The sequence below is a fragment of the Vibrio sp. Y51_MX_L26 genome (assembly GCF_024181935.1).
GTDB lineage: Bacteria > Pseudomonadota > Gammaproteobacteria > Enterobacterales > Vibrionaceae > Vibrio > Vibrio diabolicus.
Genome location: NZ_JAMZAS010000016.1, coordinates 24,875 through 39,577, shown reverse-complemented (window position 1 = coordinate 39,577; position 14,703 = coordinate 24,875). Strand labels below are relative to the sequence as shown.

The window sequence follows — 14,703 nt, the reverse complement described above, 5'->3', positions numbered from 1 at the left end:
ACGCTTGATATGAAAATTGGCGAACTGGCGCAAAAAACTGGCCTTGCTCCCTCGCGTATTCGATTTTACGAGCGCATCGGGCTGCTAAAAACCGTGACCCGTAAAGCCAACGGGTACCGCGAGTATCCGCAAGAAGCACTAATGATTCTGGACATGATCACAACGGGTCAGCAAGCTGGCTTCAGTTTGGATGAACTAAGTGCCTTACTGCCATCCGACCTTTCTAACTGGGATCATCATCAGTTATTGACAACCTTGCAGCAAAAAGTCCAAGAGCTCGACGAGCTTGAGCGAAAAATCGCGCAGAGTAAAAGCAAGTTAAAAGAAGTACTTAAAGAGATTGAAGCTAAGCCAGATGACATGGACTGTGCAATGAATGCAAAACGCGTCATGTCTCAACTTGGTCAAACGATTCTGACCAAAGAAAATCCCTCAAATAAAAAATAAGACCGTCACCAAATCAAAGCAATGTTAACAAGCGAAGCTTTACTCTTGATGTTGGGTTAAAGATTCGCCAATTCCCCTGCCAGCCACTAAATTGAGTCTGTAAAAACCATTCGCCCTTAGCTCAGGTGTGCCATCTCCTTGTTTCTATACTCAATAAAAAATCAATCCAATTTATCTTCAAAATGCGGGTTGACCTTAAACCTAACTTTAACGTTAGGATGAATATCAAAGCAACACAGCGGGAGATTGGTGAATGCAAACGATATTGGGTGCAAGTGGGCAAATTGGCCGTGAGCTGGCATTAAGCCTAAAACGAGACTTTACGAGCGACATCCGATTGGTGAGCCGCAATCCACATCGAGTCAACGAGACGGATCAACTGGTAAAAGCGGACTTGCTCGACGCGAAACAAACATCAGATGCCGTAAAAGGTTCTAGTATCGTTTACCTTACTGCAGGGCTACCAATGGATACCCAACTGTGGGTGGAACAGTGGCCAACAATAATGCGTAATGTCATCGCCGCATGTAAAACTCATCAAGCAAAGCTTGTTTACTTTGATAATACCTACATGTACCCGCAAACGGATACGCCTCAACAAGAAGATGCACCATTTCAGCCCAATGGAGAAAAAGGTCGAATTCGTGCGGTCATTACTGACATGCTGCTAGAATCGATGAATAAAGGAGAAATCGAAGCCGTTATCTGTCGTGCTCCGGAATTTTACGGCCCGGGGAAAACGCAAAGCATCACTAATTCCGCCATTATCGATAATCTACTTAACCAAAAGAGTGCAAAAGTGTTTTTACGTGATGACACCAAACGCAGCTTAATTTATACGCCAGACGCAAGCCGAGCGATGGCGCTAATTGGGAATACGCCCGATGCTTACGGACAAACTTGGCATTTGCCTTGCGATGATCGTCGACTGACGTATCGGGAGTTTATCGCTGTTGCAGCAAAGGTTTTTAACGTTCAACCGAAATACAAAGTCATCAAGCGCTGGCAATTGTGGCTAGCTGGGCGATTTAATCAAACCATTCGAGATGCAGCCGAGCTTTTGCCTCGCTACGAATCTGACAACCTTTTTGTTTCGGATAAGTTTCAGACTCGTTTTCCAGATTTTAAAATCACCACATTCGAACAAGGCTTGACCACAATTCAACAAGAAAAAGCCAATGACCAGAAACCTCTTTAAGCAGGCATTGATAGGAACTTTTTGATGAAAGATAACACACCGGCATCATCCCCAGATCGTTGGATCATATACGGAGCCAATGGTTATACAGGCGAGCTGATTGCGAGAGAGGCCGTAAAACGGGGTCACCACCCAATCCTTGCAGGTAGAAGTTTAGAGAAAGTACAAAGCCTAGCGGCTGAACTAGGGCTGCAAAGTCTTGCTTATTCTCTTGAGGATAAAAGCAGCGCGGTCCAACATATTTCGGGTTCCTCACTGGTATTAAACTGCGCAGGGCCCTTTTCTTCGACGGCAAAACCGATGATGAAAGCGAGCCTAGAAGCTGGCGCACATTATCTCGATATTACAGGTGAGATCTCTGTATTTGAGTTTGCACAAACGCTGCAATCACAAGCAAACGAAGCTGGTGTCGTATTGTGCTCCGGTGTTGGTTTTGATGTTATTCCAACGGATTGTATTGCAGCCACATTGAAAGCTGCGCTACCAGATGCAACACATTTGTCTCTCGGTTTTGACTCTCGCTCTGGTTTTTCTCCGGGCACGGCGAAAACGTCTGTCGAAGGTTTGGCTCAAGGCGGTAAAGTGCGGCTTAACGGAAAAATCACCACCGTTCCGCTAGCGTATAAAGTTCGCAACATTGATTTTGGTGACGGCGAAAAACTTGCGATGACCATTCCGTGGGGCGATGTTTCAACCGCCTATTACACCACGGGGATTGAGAATATTGATGTTTTTATTCCCGGATCGCCAAACATGATAAAAAACGCTAAACGAGCGAATTGGGTTCGCCCCCTTCTCGGCATAACCTGGGTACAAAGTCTCATAAAAAGCCGTATTGAAAGAACCGTAAAAGGGCCGAATGAGGAGCAAAGAAACCAATTACCCACATATGTGTGGGGTAAAGCAAGCAACAAACTCGGACAAAGCAAAACAGCACGAGTACAAACGGCCAATGGCTACAGCTTAACCGTAACGGGATCTCTGGCGATTGTAGAACACCTGCTACATACAAAGCCTGAAGCCGGTGTATACACACCCTCTAAGCTCATGGGCTCCAGTTTTGTGTCGCAGCTTCCCGGTTCTAGTGACATAACCATTGAAGAGTAAACAAAAAGGCACCTATCGGTGCCTTCTGCATTAACAGGGGTTGAGGCCATCACAACTCGTGTTCGGTACGAGCGATGATGTCATCCTGCGCGTCTGGTGATAGCGCGGTAAAGAAGGCTGAATAGCCCGCAACTCGTACGACAAGGTCACGATATTGCTCAGGGTTCTTCTTCGCTGCCAGCAAGGTTTTACGAGAGACGATGTTGTACTGCACGTGCCAACCTTTGTGGTGATTAAAGAAGGTACGAATCAGCATTGAAAGCTTGAGCTTATCCCCTTCTGAAGCGACAGCCGCTGGGCTTAACTTCTGGTTAAGCAGCACACCACCCAAGATTTTATTGGCTTGAATTTTACCGACTGAGTTGTACACCGCCGTTGGTCCCAAACGGTCAGAGCCCGATGCTGGACTTGCGCCTTCCGCCAGTGGCGTTTTCGCTTTTCGACCATCTGGTGTTGCCATCGTGGATGCGCCAAATGGCACGTTGGCAGAGATGCTCGATGTTCCCGCGTAGTAGCCACCACCAATTGGTCCGCGCCCATGACGTGTGTTGACAAATTGCGCCAACTCATCGATATAAACTTGGTAAGCATCAGCCAGCAATTGGTCGACATAATCGTCGTCATTGCCGTATTTTGGCGCGAAGTTGATTAAACGTTGGCGAAGTTGTTCGTTCTCAATACCATCGAAGTCTTCTTCTAATGCTTTTGCCAGTTCCGTTTGGCTGATTTGCGCTTCTTCAAACACCAAATGTTTGATCGCCGCCAAACTGTTACCTAAATTGGCGATGCCCACTTGCAGGCCAGATACCCAATCGTATTTCGCTCCGCCTTCTTTTACGGTTTTACCACGCGACAAACAGTCATCCACCAGCGATGAGCAGAAAATATCTTGCGCTTGCTGCTCAAGCACACTGTCGACTACGGTATCGATCTCTATCGATTTACGTGTGTAGTAGCGAATTTGCTTCGCCCAAGAAGCGGTGACTTGCTCAAAGCTCTCGAAGTTACCTTTTGCTAGCGACTTATCATGCGGCAAGAAGGCTTTGCCCGTCGTTGCATCCACACCTTCGTTAAGCGCAGCCAGTAAAATACGCGCAAAGTTAATGAAGCTCATGCCCGTGCAACGGTAACCCCATTTGCCTGGAACAGCGGTTTCAATACAGCCAATAGACGCGTAGTTGTAAGCGTCTTCTTTCTCGACACCTAGCTTGATGAACTCTGGAATGACGATTTCATCGTTGTTGAATGCAGGCATACCGAATCCGCATTTGATCACTTCAATACAGCCCATCAAGAACTCTTGATTCAGACCTTCATGATAGCGAACACTCAAGTTCGGCTGTGTGGAACGTAGCTGACCACAAGACTCCAAAATCGCCCAAGATAGCGGATTTACGGCGTCTTCAGGTTCCCCATCCTCATTTAGCTTTTGGCCTCCGATACAGACGTTTTGATACAGCGGAGAACCTGCCGACGCTTTTGAGTGCGCGCCAGAGCGAATCTTGTTTACTTCAAGCAATTTCAACCAACAGCTTTGCAATAGCTCAAGGGCGAACGCTTTGTTCATCGCACCACTTTCAAGATCACGCACATAGTAGTCGTTTAGGAACTGGTCCATCCGACCGAATGAAACAGAGTGGCCATTCGATTCAATTTGCAACATCAACTGCACAAAATAGCTCAGTTGCAGAGCTTGCCAGAAGTTGGTTGGCGCATGGAAAGCCACATGACGACAGTTTTCTGCGATTGTCTCCAGTTCCGCTTTCCTCTCTGGTCGAGTTTCGTTTTGTGCCATTTCCAGAGCGAGATCGGCGTAACTCACGATGTGCTCCTGAATCGCAAGCAAGACAATTTCGACGGACTTATAAAACTGCTCTTTCTTCAACCCTTCATACGTCGACACGTCGTTATTAGCGCGATGCTGACGAACCTCATCCAGCAGACCGTTCATACCGACTTTCAGGATTTTTTCGTTATCCACCGCAAGGTGCGCGTCGCCCGAAGTCATGTTGCCTTCGGCTTTAATGATGGTGCTGGCTAAGATCTCTTGCTGCTCGTCGGTAAAGAGTCCATAGCAGCGATCTTGAACCGTTTTACCGCGCCAGTATGGCGTAATGGCGTGAATGCTTTGTTTGTCTTCTTCACTTACCGCAAAACCAGCCCCAGGTCGGTCGGCCAGTTCGTCGATTTCCGCTTCAATCCAACGCACCGTGTATTCAGGGAAGATCGGCGCAGCGCGTACTTTGCTCGCTTGGTTACCGACAATCAGCTCGTCGTGCTTAATCCAAATGGTGCGAGTGCGTAAGTGCTCTTGTAACGCCAACGCTCGTTGCACAATCACAGGTTTGTCTTCATTTGCCTGATACGCTCGAGTATAAGCCTCTGCGCGCTCAGTACAGATAGGCGGCGTTACGATGTTGACCAGTGCAGATTTGTGGGCTTTGATTCGCTCAGGAAGGGTATGTAGGTCCATGGTTAACCTCTAACAATCACGTTAAGTTGAGTATGTTCGCTTGCGTATTGCATTGCGTTTTCTAGCAGTTCTGGATTATTTAATGGTTTGTCAGAACACTCGTAAGGCATATCGAGCAAACGGTATTTATTGATGCCGAGGGTGTGATACGGCAGCAAGTGAAGTTCTTGACAGCTTTCTAATGAAGCAGCGAAATCAATGATCGCTTTGAGCTCATCAATGGTGTCATTGAAGCCCGGCACAACTGGCACGCGAATCACAATGCGTTTTGCAATCGGTGCCAATTTTCTAAAATTGTCTTTGATGCGGCTTAACGATCCCTTCGCCCAGCGGAGAAACTTTTCTTCGTCGGTGTGTTTAAGATCCGCTAACCAGCAATCAATATACGGCGCGACTTTTTCTACGTTTTTCCACGGAACATGCATGCACGACTCCACCGCCGTAGACACGTGGTTTTGATGCAAACGTTCGGCAAGTTCTGCCACAAGATTTGGCTGCATCAGCGGCTCGCCACCAGAAAACGTCACGCCACCTTGGCTTTGATCGTAAAAAGGCTTGTCTTTCATCAACACTTCAAACAAGTCGTCCGATTTCGCCGCTTCTCCACATATGCTGAGCGCTTGTGTTGGACATACGTTTCGCAGCGCAATGATCTGCGCTTCGCTCATGGCTTTTCGATTGATGATGATTTGATCGTCAATGCGTCGGATACCATCGCTCGCCATGTCGCCGTTTACGGTTTGTTTATAAGCCGACACACAAAGCTGGCAGTCCGCTATACAACTGCGCTCATCAAACAGCAGAGAGTGCTTTTCACTGCGGCTTTCTGGGTTTTGGCACCAAGGGCAGGACAAACTGCATCCCTTCAGAAACAGAATGGTGCGAATACCATCACCATCGTGAGTCGAGAACCTCTGAATATTGAAATACATTGCTGTCCGCCTCTTGGTTTGCTCTTCTACTTTTCACGCTTTTCTTTTTCTGAAAGCTTCACTTGATAATGAAATATTGCCACTTAACTTTCGTTTTGTGAAATTATTATAGTTTCAATTGAAATTACAATTGATCAAAATCAAGATCTCAGCGGATTGTCAGATCTATAGTGATCCCATCATCAAAACGAAGATTTTGTATAAGGTAGAACCCATGATCGAACTCTATTTAGATACTGCTGACGTGGCAGAAGTAAAACGCTTTAACCAATGCCTACCTCTGAAAGGGGTAACCACAAATCCAAGTATTTTGGCGAAGTCAAAACAAGGCTTGAACCAAACCTTAGCTGGCATGCAAGAAGCGCTAGGGGGCACACCCCGTTTCCATGCTCAAGTGGTGAGCACAACTGTAGAAGGCAAGGTGGAAGAAGCGCGCCAAATCCATGAATTACCTTATGATATGGTCGTCAAAGTGCCAGCAACCGAAACAGGCTTATCGGCAATTAAGTTAATGAAAAAAGAGGGAATTCAAGTACTCGCCACTGCTATTTACTCTGCTCAGCAAGGTTTCCTTGCGGCATTGTGCGGCGCTGACTATCTTGCGCCTTATGTGAACCGTATTGATGCGATGAACGGAAACGGTGTAGAAGTGGTCGCAGACCTGCAATTGCTACTGGATCAAAACCAACTGCCTGCAAAAATTTTGGCAGCGAGTTTTAAGAATACCCAACAAGCGATGGAAGTGATGAAGTTAGGCATTGAAGCGATCACCTTGCCTATCGATGTGGCCGCGCAGATGTTTTCTCATCCAGCAGTTCAGCCGGCTGTCGATCAATTTGATAAAGACTGGAAATCCGCGTTTGGCAATAAACTTTCATTTGAAAGTTAAGCGTAAAATTATCGAAAGTCCCATTCCTCCTCGACCGAGGGGCTTTTGATATGGGAATCTCTGAGAAAAAGTAAAATTCGCGCAGGCAACTGTTTATAGATACGGCTTACGAAGAGATTCCCACCTCACTAATCTCGCCTCTACCTTCACGCAAACTACTCTATTCGTAACATCACTACTGACGAAAAACGCTCGTTCCACGAGAAAAAAATTTTGCTTCAAGCCGACAAGCTCACAAGCGCAACGCATCAATAAGTCTGTAATTATTAATTTTATCTATTGGAAATGAACACTGTTCATTTATAATCAGCGAACCTAACGCAGTAACAAGGAATCCACTTCATGAAACGCATTGCGCTTCTCTTTGCCATGTTTGCATTACTTTCTGGTTGTAGCAGCATGTCGCCAGAACAATGCCAAACCGCAGATTGGTATCGCGTCGGCTACCAAGATGGCCGCTCAGGCAACAACCCAAACATTTTGTACGAATACATTAAAGACTGTCGCGAAGCAGGCGTAACGCCAAATCACGTTGAGTGGCAAGACGGTTTTGATAAAGGCACCATTCTTTACTGTTCGCCAGACAATGGTTACACGGTGGGTGTAGAAGGAAAAACCTACTATGGCGTTTGCTCTAACGATCTTTTCCTTAAAAACTATCAGTTAGGCCATCAAGAATATCAGCGTCAACAACGCATTAACGCATTAGATGCGGAGATATCACGCCTTGATCATCAATTGGATGCAAACTTAGATAAAGACAACGCGAAGCGTATTAGAGAGAGAAGAAAACAACTGGCGCGTGAGCGTGCATCACTCATCTCGCCAGGAGCTAATTACTACTTTAACTTTTAGTCGCGACGGGCTACAACGCTAGGGTCATAAAGCGGCTGTTTGGATCAGGTTGATAGTCATCAAACGGCTCGCAGTACGCGAAGCCATGTTTTTCATATAGGCGATGCGCGGGTTCAAAAAATGCCATCGACCCAGTTTCCAAACTTAAACGTTGTATCCCCTGATGTTTCGCTTGCTCAATCACGTGATTGAGTAAGCGGGATGCCACGCCCTGTTTTCTCGCCAATGGTGTCGTACGCATCGATTTCAACTCTGCGTGACCACCTTCTAGTTGGCTCATTGCCACACATCCCAATAGCTGATCACCATCCCAGCCCGTCCAAAACGTGATTGAAGGCAACTTCAACTTGCTTACATCTAACGCATGCACGCTCTCTGGTGGCGATGTCGCGTACATGTCCTGTAAATGCTCTTCCAACAACGCAATCACCTGCGGCCGTTCTAAATTGTCGATTTCAATTCTCATCTTTCCATCCTTGGTATTTTTCTAGTTAAAGCGGCTGCATCATGATGTGCTGCGGTCCAACGGGGCCGCCGTGGTAAAGCTCATTGGTATCTTCAAACCCTGATTTTAAATAGCACTGATAAGCAGGTATGTTGCGGCAATTCACGGTGAGATAAAGCGCATCAAACTCGGGATAATGGCGTTTGGCGAAATCGGCAAACTGTTGAATGGCTTGCTTGGCGATGCCTTTGCCTTGATGACGGTGATCCACCAGCAAAGCACGCACGCCTAAACTGTTTTTCGAGCAAAAATCGTATTTCTCGTTGTAAGCAGCATCAAATAGAAAAAAGCCAACCACGTCATCGTCCGCCAAAATCAGATGCGGAAGCTCTGTGGGTTCAAGACGTGTAAGCATTTCACCCACATCCGCGACCGTAAACTGCGATTGCTCTTCTAGCACGCTAAGTTCGCAAGTTTGTTCATGTCGCTCAGGCGAATACTTTTCAATAGTAATCATAATCTTCCTTGTTGTTTTTATGCTCAATTCATACAGGGTATGTCGTAAATAGAAATACCTAGTGTCGTATTTCCCACTCGCAGGCAAACGTTTAGCACTCTATTATCCTCGCCATTCGATAGAGAGGTTTCCATGTCCCGTTTTTTACTTTGTAGTTTTGCACTCGTTTTACTCTACCCTACTGCCATTGATTTGTATCTTGTTGGTTTGCCTCAAATTGCGTCAGATCTCAACGCCAGTGAATCTCAGTTGCATATTGCGTTTTCGATCTATTTAGCTGGCATGGCTACCACCATGTTATTCGCGGGGAAAATTGCAGACTCTGTGGGACGAAAGCCTGTTGCCGTCGTCGGCGCGATGATCTTCGTGCTCGCGTCTTTTCTCGGCGGGATGGCTGAGCAACCAAACACTTTTTTGATTGCTCGCTTTTGCCAAGGCATCGGAGCTGGATCTTGCTATGTCGTCGCATTCGCGATTTTACGCGACACGTTAGACGATGAACGCCGCGCGAAAGTATTGTCGATGCTCAATGGCATCACCTGTATCATTCCAGTGATCGCACCCGTGATTGGTCACTTGATTATGCTGAAATTTCCTTGGCCGAGTTTGTTTACCACGATGGCAGGAATGGGCATTCTCGTCAGTGTATTGGCCATTTTTGTTCTCAAGGAATCACTACCCAGCCAACAAAGTGAAGAACAGACAGCGCCAGAGAGCCATCAAGAGACTTTCTTCGAGCGATTTTTTATCAGTAGGCTGATCATTACTGCACTTGGAGTGACCACCATTCTGACCTTTGTTAACGCTTCACCAATTGTCGTGATGAGCATGCTTGGTTTTGATCGCGGTGGCTATTCTTCCATCATGGCAGGGACTGCGACGATCAGTATGTTGATTTCGTTCTCGGCGCCATTGGCATTGGGGATTTTTAAGCAGCGAACTTTAATGATGACCTCTCAAGTATTGCTCGCTTGTGCAGCCATCGTGCTCAGTGCTGCCCATTTCCATGATGGACAATCTCATTACTATGTGTTCGGACTTGGGCTGATTTGCGCTGGCTTCGCTTGTGGCTTTGGCGTGGCCATGAGCCAAGCGCTCAGCCCATTCTCTCAACAAGCTGGCGTGGCGAGCTCACTACTGGGCATTGCTCAAGTTTGTAGTTCCGCGTTTTATATTTGGTTTATGGGTTTCATCGGCGTTAGTGCACTGAATATGTTGGTGTTTATCTTAGTGTTAGGTAGCGTAATCAGCCTTGCTCTAATACTATTGATTCCAAAGCCTGTTCACGATACCCATTATGAAGAAATCCCTAGCGCGACTTGATTTAAACTTACTGTTCACTCTGCAATTATTGCTGCAAGAGCAAAGCGTCTCGAAAGCCTCGAAAAAGCTGAACGTTACGCCCTCTACCGTAAGTAAGTCGCTCAACAAACTTCGTCATTGGTTCGATGATCCTTTGTTTGTCAAAACACCTAAAGGTCTTGCGCCAACGCCTTTGGCGCAAAGCATGGAGCAAGATCTAGCAGAATGGCTGCAAATTGGCAGCCAGATTGCAGAAAAACGCAGCGATATTACGCCTAAAGGAGTGCGTTTTGATATCACGATTGAGTCGCCATTAGTGCTCACGGTGCTGGACAGACTCATCGTCGCTATCCACCAGCGATACCCTGAAGCGAAAGTAAAAACCAGTAACTGGGATTACGATTCACTCGACGCCATCATTCGAGGCGAGGCGGATATCGGTTTTACCGGCCGAGAAAGTCACCCTAGATCGAAAGAGTCGTTGGATCTTCTGCCGTATTTCTTGGATTTTGAGATTCTATTTTATGACCTGCCGATGGTGTATTTACATAAAGATCATCCGGCATTACAGCAAGAGTGGAATCTCGAGACCTTTCTGAGCTACCAACACATTAATATTGTTTGGGAAAAAAGTGAAACTTGGGCGTTGGATGAAGTGTTAACGGAACTAGGGCTACAGCGCTCTATCGGGCTGACGATGTCCAACTTTGAGCAATCCCTTTTTATGGCAGCGCAGCCCACGCATGACATGATCACCACCGCGCCGCACTATTGCAAAAGCTACACAGAAAAGCTGCATCTCGATTTGGTGTGCTTGCCAATTCCGTTAGACCAAACTCAACAAGACAAGTTACTGATTCCATTTACCATGATTTGGCATAAACGCAATGCGTACAATCCCAAATTGCTATGGTTGAAAAACACCATCAAGTCATTGTACGAACAACCATCCCTACCACAGTAACACTTAGGCTAAGGTCAGGTTTTCTCTGGTGATTTTTGATGATTTTCTCGCTCTGACAGCTATAACTAATCACTTTATCAACTAATGAAAAAGGTCGTTTGACGCTACACTCAATCCATATTTCTGCGTTAAGGGCCAAGGATGTCGACCTTTTTACTCACTGCTATTACGATGCTGGCGTTCGCCGCCAATTCATTATTGTGCCGACTTGCATTGGCCGAAGGGTTGATTGATGCAGGAAGCTTCACTCTCGTCCGATTGATATCCGGTGCGATTACCTTAATCGCATTGCTTGTCGTGAGAGGTCAGTGGAAAACCGATCGGCCAACTTCTCGCTTTCGCTTTTTTGCTGGCGTGGCTTTATTTGGTTACGCTGCCCTTTTCTCTTTCGCGTACTTACAACTGGCGACAGGAACCGGTGCTTTGCTTTTGTTTGGTGCCGTGCAACTGACGTTACTGGCCATCTATTGGTGGCAAGGTGAGCGCTTTCAGTTTCTCGAAATCATCGGTATCGGCCTTTCGATTGTTGGCTTTGTTTGGTTAATGTTGCCATCAACCACTCGCCCCGATATCAGTTCTGCACTTCTCATGTTGATTTCTGGCGTTTGTTGGGCTGCGTTTACTGCGCTCGGCAAACAAGCGCCTTCTCCAAGTAGTGGCATCACGTGGGGATTTATCGCTGCATCTATGATTGGCATACTGCTATCGCCGTTGATGCTGTCCTCAATCCATCTCTCTCTGGGCGGAATCTTGCTCGCTATCACGTCTGGCGCCATTGCATCTGGCCTTGGTTATACGCTTTGGTATCAAGTCATGCGTAAGCTCTCTTTACTTCAAGCCGCAGTCAGTCAACTTTCCGTACCAGCCATTGCTTTGCTGCTAGGTACCGTCGTACTCCACGAGCCTCTTTCACTACACACACTTTTAACCAGTGGCATCATTCTTGGTGGCATCGCTTTGGTTTTTTTATCTCGATCCAAAAAAGCAAGCGAACAATCGGCAAGCCGATAAAAAATAATAACTTTCCCTCTCAAATACCCATTCATCATCTATGCTTTTTAAAGCAGCAAAGCTCATTGCAGATGGTACGAGCGGCCTGCTTTAGTATCAGGCGAAGGGTATAAGGTGAGAATGGGCTCACACAACACGACGATTTTGTTTCAAAAGTGAGAATTGTCACAGATCGCGATTTTGCTCGTTTTAGGCGTTTCGTCAATAACGCCAAGGGCTAGCGCGAGATCGAGCCAAATACGCACTTTGTGTTTTGACAAAGGGTTTACAAAGCACACTTTTTCACCCGCTATATTCCGCCCCCCGAATTTATTCAGAACAAGATTCTGATTATTCACATAAGAAATTCATCAACTTATAACGATAAGCCTGAGCAAACTTTGACACTATGAACGACAAAATAAAATTCGCTATTAAAGTATCGCTTAGCCTGACTCTGGCTTATCTAATCCCGTTTGCCATGGGTTGGCCGCAAGCATCGACGGCCGCAACCACAGTGATGCTGATTGCATCCACAGGCAGTCGTCGTGAATCCCTCGCCAAAGGTACCTTACGTGTGTTCGGTACGTTGGTTGGCGCCGTCGTTGGCTTGTTACTGGTGGGATTGTTTGCTCAAGACCGCTTGCTGTACATGCTGAGCGTGTCGGTTGTGGTCTCTTTCATTTTTTACTTCCGTAATGCCTATCAAAAAGATCCAACGTTACTCATGCTGACCGGTGTGATGACGCTGATGATGTCCAATGGCGGTGACGCAGAAGGTGCGTTTCTTTATGGCGTTGACCGCGCTTATATGACGGTGTTTGGGGTGGTGGTTTACACACTCGTGGGGACTTTCTTATTCCCGACCAAAACAGAACAAAATCTAAGACAGCTCATCGAACAACTCAACCAAGCACAACGCGCGTTGTTCACCGCTATCCTGCAAAATTTCGAGCAAAAATCGGCAGGACAAGTCTCTCCTCAACAAGAGGGAGAAGAAAATCCAGAAGCAGGAGAGCCACAACCTAGCGTGGATTCTCTTATCGAACAGATGTTTGCCACCCAAAATGCGCTCGAACAGCGTTTTGCTACAGTCAGTGTGGAATGCAGCGACGTGTCGGCCTACATGAAAGAGTGGCGCTTGGCGGTTCATTTGAACAAGCAGGTAACGCAACAATTGACCGTTGCGGCGCACAGCCACTTTAGCCACCAGCAAGACCGTGAAAGCATCAGCAACTTTGATCAAGCCGTTGCGGAAATTGACGCGCTATTTGATACCTGCCAACAAGTCTGGGACGAAAAAGAGCCCGCTTTTCGTGCTCAAGAATTCAAAGTCGAATACAACCAAGCGTTGCTTGAAGACGCAGCGCACCTAGAGAAAGGCTCTGCGCTTATGCTGGGGCACCTCTTGGGGCTCATGCATCAAAACTTGTCGCGTTTGGCGGAGAGCATTAGCTGCATTGACTCTGTGACGAACAATGTCTCCTTTGACGTGCCACTGCCGAAACCGAAAGGCAAGTTTCTATGGTGGGACGCAGAAAACTTTAAAACCGCGGTCAAGACCTTTGTCACCTATTGGGTTGCAGGACTGATTTGGATTTATTTCAATCCACCAGGCGGCTACTCGTTCGTAGTCTTCTCGACCATGTTTATGTCTTTGCTGTCGTTCGTGCCTGTGCACCCGATTTTGTTGCTTGTGCTGTTCACTTTCGGCTTCTTGTTCGCGGTGCCTTCTTACGTCTTCATTCTTCCGCAATTGGATCTCGGGTTAGAACTTGGCCTGTTCATTTTTATCTACACTTTTATCGGCTTTTATCTGTTCAACGGGCCAGTGACGATTTTCTACATGGTGGGCTTGTTTGTTCTTGGTTTAGACAACAACATGTTCTATCACTTCGGGATCCTCATGACGATCATGCTGCTGTTCTACATGGTGGTGTTCATGATCATTTTCGCGCACTACTTCCCGTTTAGCTCACGACCAGAACACCTCTTTTTGACTATAAAAGAGCGCTATTTTAGGCACACTCGGGATCTGTTTGACTCCTATCAGAAGCAGTCCAGCTCGATTATTACGCCGCTCAAACGGGCCTTGCATTTGGTGACGCTCAACGTTTCATCGAAAAAGCTCAAGGTGTGGGGTTCGAAAATCAACCACAAACACTTTGACAAAACCACGCCAGAAGCGATTGGCGCGTTTAGCAAAGCGTGTGATGTACTCAGTAGTCATATCAACATCTTAATGGCCGCCGAGAAAAAGTTGCTGACCAATCCGTTGATTACTCAACTTCGCCAACAACACCGCGATTCCATCATTCCTTTGATGGCGGGCGCTTTAGCCAGCCATCAAGCAACACAAGAACTCGATTCCGTATTCGACCAATACAGTCAGGATTACCAAACATTCGAAGATAAACTGGAAGATTTTTTTAGTGAGTTGGATTTATCTGACTACGCTTATTCTGAGATAGCCGGTTTTTATATCTTGCTGAATTTAAAACGGAACGTGTTCGAAGCAATCAAGCATTGCAAGCAAACCTACGAGGATATCGATTGGGTGAACTTACAACAGAAGCGGTTTTAA

General features: G+C 46.6%; 13 protein-coding genes. 9 read left to right on the top strand and 4 right to left on the bottom strand.

The window, feature by feature from the left end:
- Window positions 1-9 precede the first annotated feature (9 nt).
- The 3 genes from NL645_RS21560 to NL645_RS21550 all read left to right on the top strand — a co-directional run bounded on the left by NL645_RS21560 (window position 10) and on the right by NL645_RS21550 (window position 2,752).
- Entirely contained in the window at window positions 10-447 is a 438-nt protein-coding gene (locus tag NL645_RS21560) for a MerR family DNA-binding transcriptional regulator (protein ID WP_006741992.1), read from the top strand.
- A 253-nt stretch (window positions 448-700) separates the two neighbouring features.
- A complete protein-coding gene (locus NL645_RS21555; RefSeq protein WP_253652382.1) occupies window positions 701-1,645 on the top strand; it encodes an SDR family oxidoreductase in 945 nt (314 codons plus the stop codon).
- Window positions 1,646-1,669: 24 nt separating this feature from the next.
- On the top strand, window positions 1,670-2,752 hold the full coding sequence (locus NL645_RS21550) for a trans-acting enoyl reductase family protein (protein ID WP_253652381.1): 1,083 nt from the start codon (window positions 1,670-1,672) through the stop codon (window positions 2,750-2,752).
- Between the two features lie 49 nt (window positions 2,753-2,801).
- Here NL645_RS21550 and NL645_RS21545 read toward each other — a convergent pair whose 3' ends face one another.
- Together NL645_RS21545 and NL645_RS21540 are read right to left on the bottom strand one after the other, a co-directional pair.
- Complete coding sequence (locus tag NL645_RS21545) at window positions 2,802-5,225, bottom strand: formate C-acetyltransferase/glycerol dehydratase family glycyl radical enzyme (protein WP_253652380.1); 2,424 nt, start codon at window positions 5,223-5,225, stop codon at window positions 2,802-2,804.
- Window positions 5,226-5,227: 2 nt separating this feature from the next.
- Window positions 5,228-6,157, bottom strand: coding sequence for a glycyl-radical enzyme activating protein (locus NL645_RS21540; RefSeq protein WP_253652379.1), 930 nt, complete (start codon window positions 6,155-6,157; stop codon window positions 5,228-5,230).
- Between the two features lie 214 nt (window positions 6,158-6,371).
- On the opposite strand from NL645_RS21540, the gene NL645_RS21535 reads away from it, so the two are divergent.
- Complete coding sequence (locus NL645_RS21535; protein WP_253652378.1) at window positions 6,372-7,046, top strand: fructose-6-phosphate aldolase; 675 nt, start codon at window positions 6,372-6,374, stop codon at window positions 7,044-7,046.
- A gap of 342 nt (window positions 7,047-7,388) precedes the next feature.
- Window positions 7,389-7,901, top strand: a complete 513-nt coding sequence (locus NL645_RS21530; protein WP_005484189.1) for a DUF2799 domain-containing protein — start codon at window positions 7,389-7,391, stop codon at window positions 7,899-7,901.
- Between the two features lie 10 nt (window positions 7,902-7,911).
- On the opposite strand, the gene NL645_RS21525 is transcribed toward NL645_RS21530, so the two are convergent.
- Together NL645_RS21525 and NL645_RS21520 are read right to left on the bottom strand one after the other, a co-directional pair.
- Window positions 7,912-8,367: a GNAT family N-acetyltransferase gene (locus tag NL645_RS21525; protein ID WP_253652377.1), complete on the bottom strand. Its 456-nt coding sequence runs from the start codon at window positions 8,365-8,367 to the stop codon at window positions 7,912-7,914.
- A gap of 25 nt (window positions 8,368-8,392) precedes the next feature.
- Complete coding sequence (locus NL645_RS21520; protein WP_170902733.1) at window positions 8,393-8,863, bottom strand: GNAT family N-acetyltransferase; 471 nt, start codon at window positions 8,861-8,863, stop codon at window positions 8,393-8,395.
- A gap of 132 nt (window positions 8,864-8,995) precedes the next feature.
- On the opposite strand from NL645_RS21520, the gene NL645_RS21515 reads away from it, so the two are divergent.
- The 4 genes from NL645_RS21515 (at window position 8,996) to NL645_RS21500 (ending at window position 14,703) form a co-directional block, all read left to right on the top strand.
- Complete coding sequence (locus NL645_RS21515; RefSeq protein WP_253652376.1) at window positions 8,996-10,186, top strand: MFS transporter; 1,191 nt, start codon at window positions 8,996-8,998, stop codon at window positions 10,184-10,186.
- Entirely contained in the window at window positions 10,161-11,129 is a 969-nt protein-coding gene (gene yidZ, locus NL645_RS21510; protein ID WP_024702169.1) for an HTH-type transcriptional regulator YidZ, read from the top strand. Before NL645_RS21515 ends, yidZ begins: the two co-directional genes overlap by 26 nt.
- 141 nt (window positions 11,130-11,270) lie before the next feature.
- A complete protein-coding gene (locus NL645_RS21505; protein WP_253652375.1) occupies window positions 11,271-12,140 on the top strand; it encodes a DMT family transporter in 870 nt (289 codons plus the stop codon).
- A gap of 388 nt (window positions 12,141-12,528) precedes the next feature.
- Entirely contained in the window at window positions 12,529-14,703 is a 2,175-nt protein-coding gene (locus NL645_RS21500) for an FUSC family protein (protein ID WP_140075939.1), read from the top strand.